This is a genomic window from Aminobacter niigataensis (assembly GCF_014200015.1).
GTDB classification, from domain to species: Bacteria; Pseudomonadota; Alphaproteobacteria; order Rhizobiales; family Rhizobiaceae; genus Aminobacter; species Aminobacter niigataensis.
On the sequence record NZ_JACHOT010000004.1, the window covers coordinates 201,145 to 221,235 of the forward strand.

Here is a 20,091-nt window from a genome sequence, read left to right on the forward strand (position 1 = left end):
CTCAAAAACGAGTGCCTAATAGCAGCATGAGCGACCGCTTGCCAATCGCCGCGAAAGGGCATTTCGTGATGCGGCATGCGGATTTGCATTCCTTGCGCCGCGTCATACATAAGATCGAACTTCCACTCGTAACGCCCGAGCCGCCTCGAAGGGGCCGTGCGCCATCGGAGCAACATATGTCCAACGAACAGAGCATGCACGCCACGACCATCGTGACGGTGCGCAAGGGCAACAAGGTAGTGATCGCCGGCGACGGCCAGGTCAGCCTCGGCCAGACCATCATGAAGGGTAATGCCCGCAAGGTTCGCCGCCTCGGCAAGGGCAATGTGATCGCCGGGTTTGCCGGCGCCACGGCCGACGCCTTCACCCTGCTCGAAAGGCTCGAGGCGAAGCTCGAGCAATATCCCGACCAGCTGACGCGCGCCTGCGTCGAACTCGCCAAGGATTGGCGCACAGACCGCTACCTGCGCCGCCTCGAAGCGATGATGCTGGTGGCCGACAAGAACGTGTCGCTGGCGCTGACCGGCACCGGCGACGTGCTGGAGCCCGAATTCGGCGTGATGGCCATCGGCTCGGGCGGCAATTATGCGCTGGCCGCGGCCCGTGCGCTGATGGACACCGACAAGGACGCCGAGGAGATCGCCCGCAAGGCGATGCAGATCGCCGCCGACATCTGCGTCTACACCAACCACAGCTTCGTCATCGAAACGCTCGATGCCGGCTGAGCCAGCCTTGCGCTACGACTTCCGGCCCGTCGAAAAGAAGGACCTGCCGCTGCTGGCCAGATGGCTGGCAGCGCCGCATGTCGCAGAATGGTGGGGCGATGCAGCCGAAGAACTGGCCTCGATCGAAGAACATATCGACAGCATCTCGGTCGAGCCGCTGATCGTCGAGCTCGACGGCAAGCCGATCGGCTATCTCCAGAGCTACGACCCACATCTGGAGGACGACCATCCCTACCAGGACCAGCCTTTCGGCACGCTCGGCGTCGATCTGACCATCGGCGTGCCTGAGCTGGTCGGAAAAGGCCACGGCTCGGCGATCCTACGACAGTTCGTCGAGGAATTGTTCGAGGAAGGCGTTCCACGCGTGATCATCGATCCGGATCCGTCCAACAAGCGGGCCATCCGAGCCTACGAAAAGGCAGGGTTCGTGGCTTTCGACACACGCACGTCGATTTACGGTCCCGCGCAAATGATGGCGCGCGACGCGGAGGAGGGGGATTTCGACGCATGAGCATATCGCAGGACCGTGAAGCCGCCGCGCAACGCGAAAAACTCGGCTGGTGGCTGCTGGTCGCAGCGCTGATGATCGCCGGGCAGGCGGTCGCGCTCTATTGGATGGGCCATCCGGCGATCTGCAAGTGCGGATACGTCAAGCTGTGGCACGGGGTGGTGCAGAGCTCGGAGAATTCCCAGCACATTTCCGACTGGTACACCTTCTCGCACATCATCCACGGTTTCCTTTTCTATGCGCTGCTGAGCTGGCTCGCGCCCAAGAGTTCGCTCGGTTTCCGGCTGGCGGTCGCCATCGGTATCGAGGTGGCGTGGGAGCTGGTCGAAAACAGCGACTTCATCATCAACCGCTACCGCGAGGGGACCATTTCCCTCGACTACTACGGCGACAGTGTCCTGAACTCGGTGTTCGACACCCTGGCCATGGTGCTCGGCTTCGTGATGGCCGCGCGGCTTCCTGTATGGAGCATCGTAGCCCTCGCCCTCATCTTTGAGATCGGCGTCGGCTACGTCATTCGGGACAATCTGACGCTCAACGTCATCATGCTGGTCTATCCGCTCGATGCGATCAAGCAGTGGCAGGCGGGGGTCATGTGATGACCAATCTTGCAATGCCGTCAGAAGCGCCAGGCATATCGCCCGATACCCTGCTCGCCGCAGTCGCAAACGGCCTGCTGACGGCAGAGCAGGCACAAGGGCTGCGGGACCTGGAGAGTGCGAGTGCGAGCACCCTCGACAGGGAGCCGCATGACGACGAAAAATTTCGGTTCATCAGCGGTTTCAGCGATATCTTCGTCACCATCGGCCTTGGGCTGTTTCTGGGCGCCCTGGGCTATTTCTCCGGCGACATGATCGGCAACACCGGCATGTTCGCCGCCATCGCCGTGGCGAGCTGGCTTCTGGCCGAGTATTTCACCCGCCGGCAGCGCATGGCGCTGCCCAGCATCGTGCTGCTTCTGGTCTATGCCGGAGCGGTCTTTTCGACGGTTGCGGAAGCCTTCAACCCCAACCTCAGTTTCGGCATGGGTCTCGGCAACCACGGCGGCTTGCCGATCGTTGTCGCCGGTCTTGCAACCGCCGCGGCAACCGCATTGCACTACCAGCGCTTCCGCGTGCCGGTGACGATCGCAGCCGGCGTAGCCGCCCTTGTCGCCTCGGCCATCGGGATTCTTTTCATGGTCTTGCCGGATTTCGCCATCCAGACGGCCAAGCCCCTGCTGCTCGCCTGCGGCGTTGCAGTGTTCGCGCTGGCCATGCGGTTCGACCTCAGCGACCCGCAACGCCAGACCCGACGCACCGACATCGCGTTCTGGCTGCACATGCTGGCAGCACCGCTGATCGTCCATCCGCTGATCAGCGGGCTCGTCGGCGAAGGCGGTTCCGACGCGATCTCCGCCTGGAGCATCCTGGCGATCTTCATTGGACTGGCGCTGGTCGCCCTCGTCGTCGACAGGCGCGCGATCCTTGTTTCCGGCCTGTCCTACGCCGGTTTTGCCTTCGGCTCGCTGGTCGTCAAGGCGGGGCTGGCGGACAGCGTCGTGCCGCTGACCATGCTGGTGCTCGGCGCCCTGGTGCTGCTGCTCAGCGCCGGCTGGCATGCGCTGCGGCGGACCCTTGTGCCACTGCTGCCCGGCGCCCTTGCGGTCCGGCTTCCAGCCCATACATAAGCCCCAACTGAGTATTCGAGAGTAACGCCATGTCCACATTCTCTCCCCGTGAGATCGTTTCCGAACTCGACCGCTTCATCATCGGCCAGAAGGACGCCAAGCGCGCCGTGGCGATCGCGCTACGCAACCGCTGGCGCCGGCAGCAGCTGGAAGGCCAGATGCGCGAAGAGGTCATGCCCAAGAATATCCTGATGATCGGACCTACCGGCGTCGGCAAGACCGAAATTTCGCGCCGCCTCGCCAAGCTCGCAGGTGCGCCCTTCGTCAAAGTCGAGGCGACCAAGTTCACCGAGGTCGGCTATGTCGGTCGAGACGTCGAGCAGATCATCCGCGATCTCGTCGAGGTCGCCATCGGCCTGGTGCGCGAGAAGATGCGCGAGGACGTCGAGGCCCGCGCCCATGTCAACGCAGAGGAGCGCGTGCTCGAGGCGCTGGTCGGCAAGACCGCCAGCCCGGCGACCCGCGACTCGTTCCGGAAAAAGCTCCGCGACGGCGAACTCGACGACAAGGAAATCGAGATCCAGGTCGCCGACACCGGCACCGGCGGCATGCCGAGCTTCGACATCCCCGGCATGCCCGGCGGCAATGTCGGCGTGCTCAACATCAACGACATGCTGTCGAAGGCGATGGGCGGCCAGCGCACCAAAGCGCGCAAGACCACCGTCAAGGAATCCTACGGGCTTCTGATCAGCGACGAGTCCGACAAGCTGCTCGACCAGGACGAGGTCGTCCGCCGGGCGCTCGAGGTCACCGAGAACGAAGGCATCGTCTTCCTCGACGAGATCGACAAGATCGCCCGGGGGGGCGACGTCCATGGCGGGCCGTCGCGCGAAGGCGTGCAGCGGGATCTGTTGCCGCTGGTCGAAGGCACGACGGTTGCGACCAAGTACGGGCAGGTTAAGACCGACCACATCCTGTTCATCGCCTCGGGTGCGTTCCACGTGGCCAAGCCGTCGGACCTGTTGCCGGAGTTGCAGGGCCGCCTGCCGATCCGCGTCGAGCTGCGCGCGCTGGAGAAGGACGACTTCCGTCGAATCCTGACGGAGACGGAGGCCAGCCTGATCAAGCAGTACATCGCCCTGATGAACACCGAAGGCGTCAACCTCGAATTCACCGACGACGCCATCGATGCGCTCGCCGGCATCGCGGTCGACCTCAATGCCTCGGTCGAGAACATCGGCGCGCGGCGCCTGCAGACGGTGATGGAACGCGTGCTCGACGAGATCTCCTACGACGCACCCGATCGCAACGGCACCTCGGTCAAGATCGACGCTGCCTATGTCGAAAAGCATGTCGGCGATCTCTCGAGGAACACCGACCTGTCGCGGTTCATCCTCTAAAAGCTCCAACGGCGGCCCGGCAGGGCCGCCGTGCATCCCGACCTGTGGCCGAATGGAACCATTCGGCCAGGTTTCGCAGCTTCGGGCGACAACGCCCTCGACTAAGCGTGGGGCATTTTCTAGTTTGCCCGGACAAAGCTTGGGCATACAGCAGCATATGAAAAGCGCATTTCTCACGGCATTTCTTCTGGCGGCAGCCTTCGGCCCGCCGCAGGCATCGGCTGCCACGACGGTGGTCGCCGCCGGCAACGTCAATGTCGAACAGCCCGAAGTGCCCGGCGCCTCGTCCAAACGTACGAGGGCAGGCAAGACCACGTTCGACGCCAAATACCGCAAGGTCTATGCGCTGTTGCAGAACGATGGCGAGCTGCGCGGCAAGATCAAGTCGGTGGCACGCGACTACGGCATCGACCCGATGCATATCGTCGGTGCCATCGTCGGCGAGCACACCTACAATGTCGACGCCTACGACCGGCTGCAGACCTACTACGTCAAGGCAGTGTCCTACCTCTCCAGCAAGCTGCGTTTCGCCTATGAGGGCGAAGACATCTCCGATTTCATCAAGCGGCCGGAATTCGCCGAGTGTAGCGGCAAATCGGGCAGCTACGACCTTTGGGAATGCCGCGAGCGGGTTTGGAACCAGGATTTCCGCGGGAAGACCGTGGGCGGCACCAGTTATCCCAACGACCGCTTCAGCGCGACCTTCTTCCAGCCGTTCTACGCCGGCCAGACATTCGGCATCGGCCAGCTCAATCCGCTGACGGCGCTGCAGATGAGCGACGTCGTGCACAAGGTGTCGCGCCTGCCCAAGCTCGATGAGAGCGACCCCAATGCCGTCTACAAGACGATCATGGACCCGGACCTGACGCTGCCTTACGTCGCAGCGACGCTGAAGACCTCGATCGACGCCTACAAGAGCATCGCCGGCTTCGATATTTCCGGCAATCCGGGGATTACCGCCACGCTGTACAATGTCGGCAACCCCGAAGCGCGCGCCTATGCGCTCAAGGCCGAGAACGACCGGCGCGAGGCGGCTGGCGAAGCGCCCAAGGTGCCGGAGGAAAATTACTACGGTTGGCTGGTCAACGACCGCCTCAGCGAACTCAAGGCGCTGTTCTAGCCGCGTTTCTTCCGCGCGATCGCCAGGCGGACGTGAACGTTGAGGGCGGCAAGTTCGGTCTCGTTCAACTCGCCTATGGCCTGGGCCAGGAGATTGGCGAGTTCGGTGGCGGCAGGCGAAAGCCCCGCCGTGTCGACCACGACGCGCGGGTGCGAACCCTCGGCCAGCTTCTGCAATTCCTCGGCATCATCCCAGATGACATTGAAGTAGCCGATGATCTTCTGGATCATCGCCCAGGTCGGCACGCCGCGATGGCCATGCTCCAGCGCCGAGAGATAGGCGGCGCTGACGCCGATGGAGGCAGCCATGTCCTTCTGGCTGACGCCGCGTTCGCGCCGGAGTTCGCGGATGCGTTCGCCCAGCGGTGTCAATGGCCGGTCCTCCGCCGCAGCCGGATGTAGATCGCACCCGAGCCGCCATGGTGGCGTGCGGCATGATCGTGGCTGGAGACCAGCATGCGGAATGGCGCCGTGTTCAACCAAGCCGGAACCATGCGCTTCAGCACGCCGTCGCCGCCCTTGGAGTTGCCCTTGCCGGTGATGACGAGGACATAGCGAACCCCACCGGCATGGGCCCGCGCCAAAAAGGTAAGCAGCAGGGAATAGGCCTCGTCCTGGGTCAGGCCGTGCAGGTCGACGCGGCCTTCGATCGGCAGGCGGCCCTTGGACAGCTTGTCGCGCGTCGGCTCGTCGAGCGAGTGGGCGACATACTGGCGTTTCGGCGGCGTCGGTGCCGAGGGTGCCGGCACTTGCGCTGCCTGGACCGGTGCTGCCACCGGCTTTTCAGCTAAGGGCACAGGCAGTTCGGGAACCTCAACCGCCCGCTTGCCCTTCAGCGGCGAGGTCGTCCGGGCAATGACGTTCCACAGCACGCGTTCTTCGTCGCTCAGCTTGCGTTCGCGACGCGTGCTCATGAACTGGCCCCGGCGAACAAGGACTTCGGCAGAAGCGCGAAGAAATCGGCATCGTTGCGGACGACGCCGGCGATCTCCCCGGCATCGAAGCCCGATCCGGCGAACAGGTCGCCGCGCGCCTGGCCGGTGATAGCCGATCCGGTATCCTGGGCGATCATGAGCCGGGCGAACGGTCCGCCGCCGAATGCGGTCAGCGACGGCGCCGCGATGAAAAACGGCGTTCCGAAAGTGTGCAGCAGGCGATCGACGGCGACCGAGCGGCCCGGCGTGAGCGGCACCTTTGCCGCGGCGATCGGCCCGAGAGCGGGATCATCGACCTCTGCATGCCTGAAGAAGATGTAGGACCGGTTCTGCCACAGGATCTCGTCGATCCTCTGCGGGTTGGCTTTGAACCAGGCCCGGATCGACTGCATCGTCACCTTCTCGAGCGGAATCTCGCCGATCCCGGCCAAAATCCGGCCGGGACCGGTAAAGCGCTGGCCGGATTTCGCGGCGTAGGTGACGCGCCGCAGCGAACCGTCGGTCATATGCAGGCGCGCGGCACCCTGGACATGGATGAAGAACGCGTCGACAGGATCGGCGACCCAGGCGATCTCGAGGCCCTTGCCCGCCAAGGCGCTCTGTTCGATCGCCGCCCGGTCGAAATATTCGACGAGGCCGTTCGGCGTCTGGCGGGCGAAGGCGAGATAGGGGTCCATGCCGGCTGGACGGTTCTGGTCGTCAATGTCGACGAGGTCGGCCGGGCGCGACAGCAGCGGTATCCGGAAAACCTCTGTCCTGACGGGAGATGCCTCGACTTCGGGCTCGTAGAAACCAGTGACCAGACCACGGTCGCGGCCATCCGGCGCGACAAAGGCTGGCTGGAAATGACGTTCGAAGAATTCGCGGGCCTTGGCGCCGGTGGTTGCCGGTTGTTCGCGGGCGTCGGCATAGGAGGGGCCGAAAGCATCGAAAGCGACGCCAAGGGCGCCGCTGCGATAGGGTTTGGTCAGGACATGAAAGGCAGAGCGCCGGAAGGCTTCGAAGGCCGCCAACTGGTCATCTTCCAGCCAGCCGGGCAGGTCGGCGAAAGTGACCTGGCAGAACGCGGGCGAGAGCGGCACGGGCTTCGCCCGCCAGTCGCGATCAGTCTTCTTCCTCGGTGGCGACGAGCTTCCAGTTCGGGTCGCGCGAGCGGGTGTCGCGGGCGAAGGTCCAGACATCCTTGACCTCGGCCACGGTCTCCGGATCGCCGTCGATGACGTCGCCGGCCTTGTCGCGGGTCGCCGAGATCAGCTCCGAGACGATACGAAGCGTGACATGGGCCTCGCCGCCCTTCATCTCGGCCGAAACGATATCGGCCTTGTCGATACCGACGAAGGAAGACTGGATCTTTTCCGAACGGCCCTCGCGCTCGGTGATCGCCGCGACGAAGCCGTCGAAGACCTCGCGCGACAGCAGGTTCTTGAGAGTTTTGCGGTCGCCGTCGGCATAGGCCATGACGATCATCTCGTAGGCCATCTTGGCGCCTTCGACAAAACCCTTGGGCTCGAAGGAAGCATCCGCATCCTTGATGGCGCGCAGGCCCTTGTTGAGCTCGGTGCCGGGCTTGGCAAAGGCGTCGATGGCGACATAGGCGTCTTCAGCGGGCTCGCCGGCTGCGCGCTTGCGCGGCAGCGAGACGACGTTCTCGGACTTGCCATTGGCGTCCTGCGGCTTGTTACGCGCTGCGGTGTAGGGATCGAAAGGCGGGCGTTCGTTGCCGGTGCGGCGGCCGAGCACGTTGCGCAGCTGGAAGAAGATCACCACCGCTGCGATCAGAAAGAAAATCGTGCCGAAATCGAAGAATTCCATATCTTCCCGCCGATCCGTCCCTTGTTCACGGCCAAAGCCAGACTATCTGCCAATTGCCGGCGCTTTTGGGGCGCCCCTGAGCCTTTGCATATAGAACGCATGCGCCGATCATTCAAATTAAAGGCGCAGCGCCCTATCTAAAGATGTATGCGGTATGCCTGTGACCGCATATCGTTGTCACGTCAACACAAACCGGACCGGATCGACGCCCTTCATGCTGCCACTCCTGATCCTTGCCTTGCCCTTGCTCGAAATAGCCGGCTTCGTGGTGGTCGGCAGCGAAATCGGCGTGCTGGCAACCATCGGCCTGATCCTTCTCAGCGGCATCGTCGGCTCGATCCTGCTGCGGGTGCAGGGTTTTGGCGTCATGACCCGGATTCGCACCGAGATGGACGCCGGCCGCGACCCTTCGAAGGAGCTGGCCAACGGTGCGATGATCGTGCTGGCCGGTATCCTGCTGCTGATCCCCGGCTTCATCACCGACATTCTGGGCATACTCCTGTTCCTGCCGCCGGTCCGCGCCCTGGCCTGGCGCTTCCTCGGCAAGCGGGTTCGCTTCTCTACCGATTTCGGCGGCTTTGCCCGACGCGGCGGTCCGGCCGGCGGCAAGACCATCGATCTCGACGAAGACGATTTTTCGCGCCAGCCCAACCCCAATTCGCCCTGGCGTTCGATCCGCGACGAGTAGGGCCGAAGCTTGCGACGCCGGCAAAACCTTGTCTTGGCATGCCGAGCGTGGTAGCCAACGCGCGATTTCAATACGGGCCGCGCCGCGGCCGAGCCAAGAGGACATGGGCTTATGGCCACTAATGAAGCGCCGGAAGGCGCCAACGGCAACGGTAACGCACAGCAGCCCACGCTCAACGTGCTGGCGCAGTATGTAAAGGACCTGTCCTTCGAAAGCCCCGGCGCGCCGAACTCGCTGCGCGGCCGCGACAAGGCTCCCGGCATCAACATCAACGTCAACGTCAACGCCAACCCGATGACGGACAAGCAGTTCGACGTCAACCTGACGCTGAGCGCCAAGGCTGCCTTCGACAAGGACGTGCTGTTCAACGTCGAGCTGGTCTATGGCGGCGTCTTCCGCATCGACGGTTTCCCGCAGGAACACATGCTGCCGCTGCTCTTCATCGAGTGCCCGCGCCTGCTGTTCCCCTTCGCTCGCCAGATCATCGCCGAAGCGACCCGCAACGGCGGCTTCCCGCCGCTGATGCTTGATCCGATCGACTTCGCGCAAATGTTCCAGCAGAAGATCGCCGAGGAAAAGGCCGCTTCGCAGGTCAAGGTCAGCTAAGACCTCGCCCAAGAGCGCAGATATCTAAAGCCCGGCCTCAGCGCCGGGCTTTTTCGTATCCGCCGGTCAGTTGGGTTCGGCAGGAGAGAGCAGCTTCGCCCAGATCGCCTTTTCGCCAAGGGTGCCTACCAGCTTCTCGTGCGCGGCAAGCTCGGCCTCGCTCAGCCGGGTCGGCAGCGGCTCGGCCCGGGCGGCGATGACGATCTCGATCTGCCGCGTCGACCCGCCATTGCCGCCGGATGACGAAAAGCTGTCCAGCACCAGCGCCGACTGCTTGCCACCAATCAGCTCGATATAAACTTCGGCCAGAAGCTCGGAGTCGAGCAGGGCCCCGTGCTTGGTACGGCGGCTGTTGTCGATGCCGTAGCGCCGGCACAGCGCATCGAGCGAATTCGGGCCCATCGGGTGCTTGCGGCGGGCAAGCGCCAGCGTATCGATCAGGCGCTCGGCCTCGATCGCCGCCTGGTCGAGCCTGGCAAACTCGGCATTGATGAAACCCAGATCGAAAGTGCCGTTGTGCGCGACAAGCTTGGCGCCGTCGATGAAGTCGATGAAGTCGTCGATGATCTCAGCGAAGGTCGGCTTGCCCTCGAGATCGGCGTTGGAGATGCCGTGCACCGCCTGGGCTTCCGGATGGACCTGCCGCCCCTGCGGGTTGATGTATTTGTGGAACGTGCGGCCGGTCGGAAAGCGGTTGACCATCTCGATGCCGCCGATCTCGATCACGCGGTCCTCGCGGTTGTCGAGGCCGGTCGTTTCCGTATCGAAAATGATCTCGCGCAAGTGATGATTCTCCTTGCCGCGAGCATGCCCTCATGGGCAGCCGGCGGACAAGTGCGGCGATTCGCCGGCCTAGGGCTTTCCCACCGTCAAATCGGCAATGATGGCCTGAACGGCAGCGCGGGCCGGCTCAAGGCCCTGGCCCGTATCGACGATGTAGTCGGCGCGCGCGCGCTTTTCAGCGTCGGGTACCTGCTTGGCCAGGATCGCCTCGAATTTTTGCTCGGTCATGCCTGGGCGAGCCAGAACGCGCTCGCGCTGGATTTCCGGCGATGCGGTGACCACCACCACCTTATCGACCCGGCCGCGGCCATTGGTTTCAAACAGCAGCGGGATGTCGAGCACGGCCATCGGCGCACCCGCGGCGCGGCTGCGCTCGAGGAACGCATTTGCATCGGCCCGGACAAGCGGATGGATGATGCCTTCGAGCTTCTTCAGGGCCGCTGCATCGCCCAGGACATGACGGGCGAGTTCGGTGCGGTCGACGGTCCCGTCCTTGACCGTTCCGGGGAAGGCCGCCTCGATCAGGGGGGCTGCGTCGCCGGCATAGAGCCGATGCACCGCCTCGTCGGAATCATGGACCGGGACGCCGGCTTCCGCGAACATCCTGGCTGTCGTCGACTTGCCCATGCCGATCGACCCTGTCAGCCCCAGGACGATCATTTCTTGCGGTCCATGTCGGCAACGATCAGGTTTCGCAACTCGGCCGTGACTTCAGGCCTCTTGCCGAACCAGCGTTCGAAGCCCGGTACTGCCTGGTGCAACAGCATTCCGAGGCCATCGACCGTCTTGAGGCCTCGCGCCTTTGCCGCTGTGAGCAGCGGTGTCTCGAGCGGCACATAGACGATATCGGTGACAATGGCGTGGCCGGGCAGGTTTGCGGGATCGGCAGGCAGGCCCTCATTGCCATGCATGCCGAGCGCCGTCGTGTTGACCAGCAAGGATGCATCTCCAAGCAGTTCGGGCGTCGCCGCCTGCGGATGCGCTGTGATACCGGCGCCGAACTGGTTGGCAAGCTGCTCGGCGCGCGCAACCGTACGGTTGACGATGCGGATATCCTTGAAGCCGCGCTGCTTGAGCGCATGGATGATCGCCCGCGACGCACCGCCGGCGCCCAGCACCACGGCCACATCGCCCTTGGCCCAGCCCGGCGCAAAGTGATCGAGATTGGCGGCAAAACCATAGGCGTCGGTGTTACCACCCCACAAAACGCCATCCTCGAACCACAGCGTGTTGACGGCGCCGATCTGCTCGGCGGCCTCGTCGCGGCGCTGGACAGCGGCGAAGGCTGCCTCCTTGTGCGGGATGGTGACATTGCCGCCGCGGAGGCCAGCCGCAGCAAGACCGCTGAGAAACACGGCAAAATCAGTTGGAGCGACGTCGATTGCCGTGTAGCTGCCGTCAATGCCGTAGCTCTTCAGCCAATGGCTATGGATCAGCGGCGAGCGCGAATGCGCGATGGGGTGGCCGCAGACGAATGCCTTCAACTCAGCCATCGATGGCCCCGAGCTCGCGCAGTTCCTTGAGAACCGGCAAAAGCGGCAGGCCGACGATGGTGAAGTGGTCACCTTCGACCTTTTCGAACAGCTGGATGCCTTCGCCCTCGATCTGGTAGGCGCCGACGCTCGACAGGGCTTTCCTGCCGACACGGGCAAGGTGGCGGCCAATGAAAGCCGGGTCGAGCTGGCGCATGGTCAGCGACGCGACCGCGACATGGCGCCAGATCGTTTCGCCATCGCGCACCAAAACCACGGCGCTGTTGAGCTGATGCGTCTGGCCGGAAAGCTTGAGCAGGTGGCGACGGGCCCCTTCCATGTCGGCCGGCTTGTGGAACACCTCGTCGCCGAGCGACAGCGTCTGGTCGCAGCCGAGCACCAGCCGGCCAGGGTGTGCTTCGCTGACTGCCACCGCCTTTGCCTCGGCGAGCACCAAGGCCACTTCCTCGGGCGTCGCACCGCTTTCGGCCAGCGGTGCCTCGAGAGCACGCTCGTCGAGATCGGCGGGGATGGCATCGACGGCCACGCCGGCATGTTCGAGCATGGCTTTGCGAAACGGGCTGCCGGAAGCAAGGATGAGTTTTTCGGTCACTGGCTTTGCCTGAAAACGAACCGCGCAGGCGGCGTTGCTGGGTGTATCGGGTCCTAGCGGCTCTTGTTGCGCAGGGCAACGATCGCGGCGGCCGTTTCCTCGATCGAGCGGCGGCTGACGTCGATCATCGGCCAATTGTGCTTGGTGCAGATCTTACGGGCATAGGCCAGTTCCTCGGTGATCGAGGCGCGGTCGATGTATTCCTGGGCGTCGAAGGCCATGGTCGTGCCGAGAATACGGTTCTGGCGCACATGCGAGATGCGCTCGGCGGTGGCGATCAGCCCGACGACCAGTGGCTTTTCCGCCTTGACCAGGCTGTCGGGCACGGGGACGCCAAGCACGATGGGGATGTTTGCGGTCTTGATGCCGCGGTTGGCGAGATAGATGCTGGTCGGTGTCTTCGACGTTCTCGAAATGCCGATCAGCACCACGTCGGCCTGCTCCATGTCGGTCGGCAACTGGCCGTCGTCATGTTCCATGGTGAAGTTGAGCGCGTCGATGCGGCGGAAATATTCGGCATCGAGCACGTGCTGGGCGCCGACACGGCGGCCGGCCGGCGCGCCGAGATAGGACTGGAACACCGACAGCACCGGCTCGAGCACCGACACGCAGGGCAGCCCCATCGCCGCGCAGCGGCTGTCGATGATGCCGGCGAGGTGCTGATCGACAACGGTGTAGAGCACGATGCCCGGCTCTTCCTCGATGTCGTCGAACACCTTCATCAGCTGCTTTTCGGTGCGGATCAGCGGGTAGATGTGCTCGATCGCGCGCGCGTCCTTGTATTGCGCGGAGGCCGCGCGCCCGGCCGCCAGAAGCGTCTCGCCGGTGGCGTCGGAGATCAGGTGCAGATGGAAGAAGCTTTGCGGTTTGTTCACAGCGGGCGCCTGGGTCTGTGGTCAAATGTGGATAAACGGGCGGTTTGGCTCAAAGCGGCCGGCGCGACTGTATCAGATGCCGACTTGTCCACAATTCGCTCTGCTGTCTGTTTCGATTCAGTGGCGGGGAGTATTGTGGGGATAGTTTTTTAGTCCCCGGCTGTCCACAGAATCAGCATCTGGCATGCGCTCAGCTACATTCCTGATTCAAATCGACGAATCCGCTTCTTGCTCGAAGTTTTCCACGCTGGCGAAAACGGCCGCGCGTCACTATGACAGGTGGATATCTTGGGCTGCCTATGGACAGGTCGTAATTCTCGATTCCAACAGACTCTAAGAATTAGAAGAATCCTTCGATATAAATTTTTGTTTATAGAAGGCACAAGGAAAGGCAGACCTGATGCCCGTAAAACGCGCTCTGCTCCAAGTCCTGAAAGGCGAAAGCCTGGAGGTTCCTCCGCTCTGGATGATGCGCCAGGCAGGCCGCTATCTCCCGGAGTATCGCGAAGCACGTAAGAAGGCCGGGAGCTTCCTCGATCTCTGCTATAACCCCGACTTTGCCGTCGAAGTGACGCTGCAGCCGATCAGGCGCTTCGACTTCGATGCTTCGATCCTGTTCTCCGACATCCTTGTGGTTCCGCATGCGCTCGGTCGCGATCTCCGCTTCGAGGAAGGCCGTGGGCCCTTGATGACGCCGATCACCGCGGCCGGCGTCGCAGCGCTGGACGGCGAAAAGTTTCACGTGAATCTCGAACCGGTCTACGAAACCGTGCGCCGGCTGCGCCGCGAATTGCCGGAGAAGACGACCCTGATCGGCTTCTGCGGCGCGCCCTGGACGGTTGCCACCTACATGATCGCCGGACACGGCACGCCAGACCAGGCACCAGCAAGACTGTTCGCCTATCGCGAGCCGGAAGCCATGGCGCGGTTGCTGTCGATCCTTGCCGATCATTCGGCAGCCTATCTCATCCGCCAGATCGAAGCGGGCGCCGACGTGGTGCAGATCTTCGATTCCTGGTCGGGCGTGCTCGACGAAGCGACTTTCGAGGCCTGCTGCATCAAGCCGGTTGCCGAGATCGTGCGCAAGGTGCGCGCGGTCTATCCGGACGTTCCGATCATCGGCTTCCCCAAGGGGGCTGGAGCCCAGCTCGACAGCTACAGGCAGCGCACAGGCGTCACCGGCCTCGGCCTAGATTGGACGGTGCCTCTGTCGCAGGCGCAGCGTCTGCAGGGCGCAGGAGCCGTGCAGGGCAACCTCGACCCGCTCAGGCTCGTTGTCGGTGGCAAGGCGCTGGAAGAGGGCGTGGACGCCATCCTGAAGGCGTTGGGAAACGGTCCGCTGATCTTCAATCTCGGCCACGGCATTACGCCCGAAACGCCGGTGGCGCATGTCGAGGCGATGGTCCGCCAGGTGCGAAAGGCAACCCAGCAATGAGCAGCAATGCGCAAGGGACATCAAGCGGTGCGACGGCTGCCAAGCGCGCCGTGATCTCGATCGTCGTTCTGGTCGCGCTGACGGCGCTGCTTTTCCTGGCCGCGCCAGACGGGTTCTACCCCTGGGCAAAGGCCATTCACATCATCGCCGTGATCTCATGGATGGCCGGCATGCTCTATCTGCCGCGGCTGTTGGTTTATCACGCAGAGGCGGAGAAGGGCTCCGTGCAATCGGAGACCTTCAAGGTGATGGAGCGTCGCCTGCTGCGGGCCATCATCAACCCGGCGATGATCGTCACCTGGGTGTTCGGCCTGTGGCTGGCTTGGAAGGGATTTGATTTCAGCGGCGGCTGGCTGCACGCCAAGCTTACCGCAGTACTGCTGCTTTCGGGCGTTCACGGCTATCTGTCAGCGTCCGTCCGCCGCTTTGCCGAGGACCGCAACGAGAAACCGTCGCGGCACTGGCGCATCGTCAACGAGATCCCGACGGTCCTGATGGTCGTCATCGTCATCCTGGTGGTTGTAAAGCCCTTCTGACGACCTTAAATTTGCTGGACTGCGCCTTGCTCTTTCGTTTCGGGAGAGCTAAAAGGCTCTTCTTCCTTCCCGCCATGCGCCGCCCCATTCTCATTCCCTGGCCGCGCCCGGCGCTTATCGCAAAATGCCGATAGCCAATCCTTCCCCACGCTCAGAGTCCGTCTATGCAGGAAACTAAACTCGCCGAATTCAAGAACAAGAAGCCGCCGGAGCTGATCGCTTACGCCGAATCGCTCGAGGTCGAAAACGCCAGCGTCATGCGCAAGCAGGAACTGATGTTTGCGATTCTCAAGAAGCTGGCCGGCCAGGATATCGAGATCATCGGTGACGGTGTCGTCGAAGTGTTGCAGGACGGTTTTGGCTTCCTGCGTTCGGCAAACGCCAATTATCTTCCGGGTCCGGACGATATCTACATTTCACCTTCCCAGATCAGGCGCTTCTCGCTGAAGACCGGCGATACGGTCGAGGGCCCGATCCGCAGCCCCAAGGAGGGCGAGCGCTATTTCGCGCTGCTGAAGGTCAACACGATCAATTTCGATGATCCCGAAAAGATCCGTCACAAGATCCACTTCGACAACCTGACGCCGCTGTACCCGACGTCGCGGCTCAAGATGGAAGTCGAGAACCCGACGACAAAGGACATCTCGCCCCGCGTCATCGACCTGGTGGCGCCGCTGGGCAAGGGCCAGCGCGCCCTGATCGTGGCGCAGCCGCGTACCGGCAAGACCGTGCTGCTGCAGAACATCGCGCACTCGATCACCACCAACCATCCCGAGTGCTACCTGATCGTGCTTCTGATCGACGAGCGTCCGGAAGAAGTGACCGATATGCAGCGCTCGGTGAAGGGCGAGGTGGTGTCGTCGACCTTCGACGAGCCGGCCGTTCGCCACGTCCAGGTTGCTGAAATGGTCATCGAGAAAGCGAAGCGACTGGTCGAACACGGCCGCGACGTCGTTATCCTGCTGGATTCGATCACCCGTCTCGGCCGCGCCTACAACACCGTCGTGCCGTCATCCGGCAAGGTTCTGACCGGCGGTGTCGACGCCAACGCTCTGCAGCGCCCGAAGCGCTTCTTCGGTGCTGCCCGTAACATCGAAGAAGGCGGTTCGTTGACCATCATAGCCACCGCGCTGATCGACACCGGCAGCCGCATGGACGAAGTCATCTTCGAAGAGTTCAAGGGCACCGGCAACTCGGAAATCGTGCTCGACCGCAAGGTCGCAGACAAGCGCATCTATCCGGCGATGGACATCCTCAAGTCCGGCACCCGCAAGGAAGACCTGCTCGTCCAGCGCCAGGACCTGCAGAAGATCTTCGTGCTGCGCCGCATCCTGGCGCCGATGGGCACCACCGATGCGATCGAGTTCCTCATCGACAAGCTCAAGCAGACCAAGACCAACGCCGATTTCTTCGATTCGATGAACACCTGACCTATTCAGCGACGGCGAAGGGCTTCTTCCAGCTTTTCGGGAACGCAAATGACAGGCAGACAGATGAGGCCGGTGCAGAGATATGCACCGGCCTTTTTCGTATCCGGCAGGATGTCGCCGGGCAGTTTGGCACGGGTCACGTCGTCGCCAACATTGACGAAGATGTCGACGCGGCGCGGGTCGGGGTTCCGATTCGCTACCGAAACAAGGCTTGGGCTCGTGGGATCCTCGACGATTATCAGCTTTGACGGCTCGAGCGCCAATACGCTGGCATTGACGATGCCGGCCTGCCCGTATTGCTGGTTCTGGATGCGGCCCGCGGCGTGCTCGGCGATCGTCCAGGCGCGTTGCTGCAGGTCGATGTCGCCGGTGACATTGGCGAGCCGCACCACCGCTTCCATGATCTGGCTGGTTGCTGACGGGATCGCCTCATCGATGTCGCCGCGGATACGCATTGGCACGTCGGTGCTGTCCGAAGCGGTGAGATAGTGCCCCGTCTTGTCGGCATCGGCATGCCAGGTCTCGAGTATGTCGAGAAAACGCGCGCCGTGCTCCAGGTATCGCGCGTCCCTGGTGGCTTCGAACAGCGAAACGGCAGCGTTGATCATCGCGGCGTAATCACTCGACAGTGCCGGATAGAGCCGCTTTTCGCCCAAGCTGGAATGGGGAAGCCGGTCGTCTGGATTGGCCGAAGCCAGAATCGCGTCGAATGCTGCCCTCGCAGCCGCTATCCAATCGCTGCGTTCGAGGCTTCGTCCTGCTTCCGCGAGGGCAACGATGGCCAGGCCGTTCCAATCCGTCAGGGCCTTGTCGTCGCGGCCGGGCCGAACGCGCTTCTCGCGCGCCTCGAGCAGCCGGGCCAGGAGCCCGGAGACTAGGCGGCGCGCATCGGCCGACTGAACGGTCTGCGCCTCTGTCTGGTGGATAATGGGATCCCCTTCCCAAGAATCCGGCTTGCTGAGTGTGAAGTGGTTGAAAAACAACGACGAATCGTCACCGAGAATGGCTTCTATGTCGTGTCTCGTCCAGGTGTAGAACAGGCCTTCTTCACCTTCACTGTCGGCGTCAAGGCTGGAGGCGAATGTTCCGTCAGGCAGCTTCATTTCCCGCATCAACCAGGCGACGGTATCTTCGATTCGTATCCGAAACAGTTCGTTTCCGGTGGCTGCATAGGCCCAGTTGGCCTGGCGGATCATCTGGGCATTGTCGTACAGCATCTTCTCGAAATGCGGCACCAGCCATTTTGCGTCGGTGGAATAGCGCGCCAAACCACCGCCGACATGATCATAGATGCCGCCGGCAAGCATATGTTGCATGCTTTCCGTGACTGCATCGCGATGCTCCTGGTTGTCCGAGCGGAGCCAGGAAAGCCAAAGGGCCTGCATGAAGGGCGCGTTCGGGAATTTTGGCGCCCCGCGGAGCCCGCCCAGTTTGCGGTCGATCATGTCGTAGATGCCAGATGCAAGTGTCCGGGCAGTGTCGGTCGACAATTGGCCGGGAGCACTGCTGCCGCCGAGGCGCTTGCTGACATGCTGGGCAAGGTCGGATGCGCTTTGCAGGATGCTGGCGCGTTTGCCGCGCCATGCTGCATCGACGGCGTTGAGTACCTGGATGACGCCCGGACGCCCGTAGCGCGCCTCACGCGGAAAATAGGTCCCGCCCCAGAACGGCTTGGCGTCCGGCGTGAGAAACATCGTCAGCGGCCAGCCTCCTTGCTCGCCCATGCTGGCGAGCGCTGCCATGTATATCTGGTCGATGTCGGGCCGCTCCTCGCGGTCGACCTTGATGTTAACGAAGAGCCGGTTCATGACCTCAGCAACTTCGGCATTCTCGAAGCTTTCGTGCGCCATGACATGGCACCAATGGCAGGCGGCATAACCGACGGAGAGCAAGATGGGCCTGTCCAGCTCCACGGCTTCCGCCAGAGCCGCAGGTGACCACGGGCGCCAGTGCACCGGATTGTCGCCATGCTGGCGCAGGTAAGGGCTGCCTTCGTCACGAAGCAAATTGTCTTGCGGAAGCATGCGCGATCAGTCCGAAACAGTGGTAATACCGCCCAACCTAGGGCGCTTCCGTGAGACCGGCAAATGCTATTCACCGATTCCATCGCCGCACTTTCCAGCGGCCACTTACCATCCGGGGTGGCGATCATACGCATTTCGGGGCCGAATGTTCGATTCGCCATCGAAACAATTAGCGGTTCTCTCCCGAAACCGCGCTTGGCTCACTACGGCCCATTGCATGCGTCCGACGGCAGGCGGATAGATCAGGCGCTGACGCTGTTTTTCCCCGGTCCGAACAGCTTTACCGGCGAAGACTGCGGCGAGTTCCAGGTGCATGGTGGCCGGGCGGTCGTGGCGACGTTGCTTACCGAAATTTCCGGGTTGCCGGGCTTTCGCCAGGCCGAGGCAGGCGAATTCACGCGACGCGCTTTTCTTAACGGCAAGATCGACCTCCTGGAGGCGGAGGCGCTCGCCGACCTCGTTAACGCGGAGACAGAAGCGCAGCGCCAGTTCGCCGTGTTGAACTCCGGCGGAGTGCAGAGCGAACTCTATCTCGGATGGCGCAAGCGCCTGATCCACGCGCGGGCAATGATTGAAGCGGAGATGGACTTTGCCGACGAGGCCGATGTGCCGGGATCGGTGTCGTCCCAGGTCTGGCGCGACGTCGGATTGCTGATCGAAGAGATCCAACGCCACATCGACAGCTACGGTAAGGCCGAGATGATCCGTGACGGCTTTGACGTTGTCATCCTGGGTGCGCCGAATGCCGGGAAGTCGAGTCTGCTCAATTCATTGTTGCGCCGGGAGGCGGCAATCGTGACTGACGAGGCGGGCACGACGCGCGACCTCGTCGAAGCAGTTCTGGATCTCGATGGCCTGAAGGTTCGGATCACCGATACGGCGGGTTTGCGTGAGCCGGCCGGTAAGGTCGAGGCCATTGGCATCGAACGCGCCAGGGAGCGGGCAAAAGGCGCAGATTTGGTGGTCTTGTTGGAGGACATGTCTTCGCCGGGCGAGGAGCTCGACGTGCCCTCGGGAATTCGCACCGTCAGAGTTGGCAACAAACTGGACCTGGCCACCGGGCCGGCAGCCGATCGGTACGCTGCGACGATCTCCACCAAGTCCGGCGAAGGTATCGATAGTCTTCTCAAAATGATCAGCGAAATGGCTGGCGAAGCCGTTGGACAACGCGGCGACGTCCTTCCCTCGCGTTTGAGGCATGTCGAATTGCTGCAGGAAGCGTCCGGATACCTGGGGTCCGCACTGACGACCCAGAATTCGCTTCTGGAGTTGAAGGCCGAGAATCTGCGGCTGGCGAGCGACAGGATAGGCAAGCTGTCCGGCGCAGTCGACGTTGAAGACCTGTTGGACGTGATTTTCTCCCAGTTTTGCATCGGCAAGTGATTCTCGTGAAACATTTTGGCGGGGGATTGTGCTGATTCACGTGAAACATCGGCGTTGACTCCCGCTCGCGCGGCCAGGTTGTTTCACGTGAAACCACCACTCCAGCGATTCTCTTGACATGAGGCGGAGATGGGGACA

At 62.7% G+C, this 20,091-nt stretch carries 22 protein-coding genes; 12 read left to right on the forward strand and 10 right to left on the reverse strand.

All coding sequences use genetic code 11. The features are described 5' to 3' along the window. The first annotated feature begins 176 nt into the window (after window positions 1-176). The 6 genes from hslV to GGQ99_RS16185 all read left to right on the forward strand — a co-directional run bounded on the left by hslV (window position 177) and on the right by GGQ99_RS16185 (window position 5,362). Entirely contained in the window at window positions 177-725 is a 549-nt protein-coding gene (gene hslV, locus GGQ99_RS16160) for an ATP-dependent protease subunit HslV (RefSeq protein ID WP_108606144.1), read from the forward strand. Beyond that, a complete protein-coding gene (locus GGQ99_RS16165; RefSeq protein ID WP_183263326.1) occupies window positions 715-1,236 on the forward strand; it encodes a GNAT family N-acetyltransferase in 522 nt (173 codons plus the stop codon). Before hslV ends, GGQ99_RS16165 begins: the two co-directional genes overlap by 11 nt. Then, window positions 1,233-1,832 (forward strand): DUF2585 domain-containing protein, encoded by a 600-nt coding sequence (locus GGQ99_RS16170; protein ID WP_183263327.1) that lies wholly within the window; start codon window positions 1,233-1,235, stop codon window positions 1,830-1,832. Before GGQ99_RS16165 ends, GGQ99_RS16170 begins: the two co-directional genes overlap by 4 nt. Continuing rightward, window positions 1,832-2,902 (forward strand): hypothetical protein, encoded by a 1,071-nt coding sequence (locus GGQ99_RS16175; protein WP_183263328.1) that lies wholly within the window; start codon window positions 1,832-1,834, stop codon window positions 2,900-2,902. The genes GGQ99_RS16170 and GGQ99_RS16175 overlap by 1 nt, the downstream gene beginning before the upstream one ends. A 29-nt stretch (window positions 2,903-2,931) precedes the next feature. Then, window positions 2,932-4,242 carry an ATP-dependent protease ATPase subunit HslU gene (gene hslU, locus GGQ99_RS16180; protein ID WP_108606147.1) on the forward strand — a complete coding sequence of 437 codons (1,311 nt, stop codon included), beginning with the start codon at window positions 2,932-2,934 and terminating at the stop codon, window positions 4,240-4,242. A gap of 157 nt (window positions 4,243-4,399) precedes the next feature. Continuing rightward, window positions 4,400-5,362, forward strand: a complete 963-nt coding sequence (locus GGQ99_RS16185; protein WP_183263329.1) for a DUF1402 family protein — start codon at window positions 4,400-4,402, stop codon at window positions 5,360-5,362. On the opposite strand, the gene GGQ99_RS16190 is transcribed toward GGQ99_RS16185, so the two are convergent. From GGQ99_RS16190 to GGQ99_RS16205, 4 genes are read right to left on the reverse strand one after another with little or no spacing between them, the layout of a single operon-like run. Then, complete coding sequence (locus tag GGQ99_RS16190; RefSeq protein WP_183263330.1) at window positions 5,359-5,733, reverse strand: helix-turn-helix domain-containing protein; 375 nt, start codon at window positions 5,731-5,733, stop codon at window positions 5,359-5,361. The two genes, GGQ99_RS16185 and GGQ99_RS16190, sit on opposite strands and share 4 nt — an antisense overlap. After that, complete coding sequence (locus tag GGQ99_RS16195; RefSeq protein ID WP_183263331.1) at window positions 5,730-6,275, reverse strand: Smr/MutS family protein; 546 nt, start codon at window positions 6,273-6,275, stop codon at window positions 5,730-5,732. Before GGQ99_RS16195 ends, GGQ99_RS16190 begins: the two co-directional genes overlap by 4 nt. Next, window positions 6,272-7,378, reverse strand: a complete 1,107-nt coding sequence (gene mltA / locus GGQ99_RS16200; protein ID WP_183263332.1) for an MltA domain-containing protein — start codon at window positions 7,376-7,378, stop codon at window positions 6,272-6,274. The genes GGQ99_RS16195 and mltA overlap by 4 nt, the downstream gene beginning before the upstream one ends. A gap of 22 nt (window positions 7,379-7,400) precedes the next feature. Continuing rightward, entirely contained in the window at window positions 7,401-8,108 is a 708-nt protein-coding gene (locus tag GGQ99_RS16205; protein ID WP_108606152.1) for a Tim44/TimA family putative adaptor protein, read from the reverse strand. A gap of 214 nt (window positions 8,109-8,322) precedes the next feature. Here GGQ99_RS16205 and GGQ99_RS16210 point away from each other — a divergent pair, with 214 nt between their 5' ends. Then, window positions 8,323-8,796 (forward strand): FxsA family protein, encoded by a 474-nt coding sequence (locus GGQ99_RS16210; protein WP_108606153.1) that lies wholly within the window; start codon window positions 8,323-8,325, stop codon window positions 8,794-8,796. A gap of 111 nt (window positions 8,797-8,907) precedes the next feature. After that, the gene (secB, locus tag GGQ99_RS16215) at window positions 8,908-9,402 is read left to right on the forward strand and encodes a protein-export chaperone SecB (protein WP_055981830.1); all 495 of its coding nucleotides are present in this window, start codon (window positions 8,908-8,910) and stop codon (window positions 9,400-9,402) included. 66 nt (window positions 9,403-9,468) lie between these two features. Here secB and dnaQ read toward each other — a convergent pair whose 3' ends face one another. From dnaQ to GGQ99_RS16240, 5 genes are all read right to left on the reverse strand, one after another. Continuing rightward, on the reverse strand, window positions 9,469-10,185 hold the full coding sequence (gene dnaQ, locus GGQ99_RS16220; protein ID WP_183263333.1) for a DNA polymerase III subunit epsilon: 717 nt from the start codon (window positions 10,183-10,185) through the stop codon (window positions 9,469-9,471). A gap of 69 nt (window positions 10,186-10,254) precedes the next feature. Next, a complete protein-coding gene (coaE, locus tag GGQ99_RS16225) occupies window positions 10,255-10,845 on the reverse strand; it encodes a dephospho-CoA kinase (protein WP_183263334.1) in 591 nt (196 codons plus the stop codon). Continuing rightward, window positions 10,842-11,678, reverse strand: a complete 837-nt coding sequence (locus tag GGQ99_RS16230; RefSeq protein WP_108606156.1) for a shikimate dehydrogenase — start codon at window positions 11,676-11,678, stop codon at window positions 10,842-10,844. The genes coaE and GGQ99_RS16230 overlap by 4 nt, the downstream gene beginning before the upstream one ends. Next, window positions 11,671-12,270 (reverse strand): Maf-like protein, encoded by a 600-nt coding sequence (locus GGQ99_RS16235; protein WP_183263335.1) that lies wholly within the window; start codon window positions 12,268-12,270, stop codon window positions 11,671-11,673. Before GGQ99_RS16235 ends, GGQ99_RS16230 begins: the two co-directional genes overlap by 8 nt. A gap of 53 nt (window positions 12,271-12,323) precedes the next feature. Further along, the gene (locus GGQ99_RS16240; RefSeq protein ID WP_108606158.1) at window positions 12,324-13,145 is read right to left on the reverse strand and encodes a pyruvate, water dikinase regulatory protein; all 822 of its coding nucleotides are present in this window, start codon (window positions 13,143-13,145) and stop codon (window positions 12,324-12,326) included. Between the two features lie 400 nt (window positions 13,146-13,545). Here GGQ99_RS16240 and hemE point away from each other — a divergent pair, with 400 nt between their 5' ends. The 3 genes from hemE to rho all read left to right on the forward strand — a co-directional run bounded on the left by hemE (window position 13,546) and on the right by rho (window position 16,546). Beyond that, window positions 13,546-14,580: a uroporphyrinogen decarboxylase gene (hemE, locus tag GGQ99_RS16245; RefSeq protein WP_183263336.1), complete on the forward strand. Its 1,035-nt coding sequence runs from the start codon at window positions 13,546-13,548 to the stop codon at window positions 14,578-14,580. Continuing rightward, on the forward strand, window positions 14,577-15,116 hold the full coding sequence (gene hemJ, locus GGQ99_RS16250) for a protoporphyrinogen oxidase HemJ (protein WP_183263337.1): 540 nt from the start codon (window positions 14,577-14,579) through the stop codon (window positions 15,114-15,116). Before hemE ends, hemJ begins: the two co-directional genes overlap by 4 nt. Before the next feature lie 164 nt (window positions 15,117-15,280). Next, complete coding sequence (gene rho / locus GGQ99_RS16255) at window positions 15,281-16,546, forward strand: transcription termination factor Rho (protein ID WP_055981803.1); 1,266 nt, start codon at window positions 15,281-15,283, stop codon at window positions 16,544-16,546. Between the two features lie 5 nt (window positions 16,547-16,551). On the opposite strand, the gene GGQ99_RS16260 is transcribed toward rho, so the two are convergent. Then, a complete protein-coding gene (locus GGQ99_RS16260) occupies window positions 16,552-18,570 on the reverse strand; it encodes a thioredoxin domain-containing protein (protein WP_183263338.1) in 2,019 nt (672 codons plus the stop codon). Window positions 18,571-18,633: 63 nt separating this feature from the next. Between GGQ99_RS16260 and mnmE the strand changes: the two genes are divergently transcribed. Beyond that, window positions 18,634-19,953, forward strand: a complete 1,320-nt coding sequence (gene mnmE / locus GGQ99_RS16265) for a tRNA uridine-5-carboxymethylaminomethyl(34) synthesis GTPase MnmE (RefSeq protein WP_183263339.1) — start codon at window positions 18,634-18,636, stop codon at window positions 19,951-19,953. Window positions 19,954-20,091 lie beyond the last annotated feature (138 nt).